This is a genomic window from Desertibacillus haloalkaliphilus (assembly GCF_019039105.1).
GTDB lineage: Bacteria > Bacillota > Bacilli > Bacillales > KJ1-10-99 > Desertibacillus > Desertibacillus haloalkaliphilus.
In genome coordinates, this window is record NZ_JAHPIV010000455.1 from 1 (window position 1) to 355 (window position 355).

A 355-nucleotide genomic window follows, 5' to 3' on the forward strand; every position below is an offset into this window, starting at 1 on the left:
GATTTTATCATGGCTGAAGTAATTCTGAGATCTAGTAGCAATTGGACTTTAGCTCAAGGGTTGTTTACGTTAGTATCAGGGCAAGCGAATAACAACTTTACGGTGTTCGCAGCTGGAGCTGTGCTCATTTCAATCCCACTTATGGTATTATTCTTTGTTTTCCAACGATATATCGTAGAAGGAATGACAGCTGGAGCAGAGAAAGGATAACGCTTCGCTAGGAAGGTGATTCTCATTGTTCGGGAAGTATAAAGTATTATCAATTATATTAATATTGCTAGCCGTAGGCATGTTTTTATACTCTGCATTGTTACTTTGGATTGTAACAACAACATAGAGTCACCATATACAATGG

At 38.0% G+C, this 355-nt stretch carries 1 pseudogene; it reads left to right on the forward strand.

Annotated elements, in window-relative coordinates:
- A pseudogene (locus KH400_RS22775) lies at positions 1-210 on the forward strand (sugar ABC transporter permease); the annotation flags it as partial.
- Positions 211-355 lie beyond the last annotated feature (145 nt).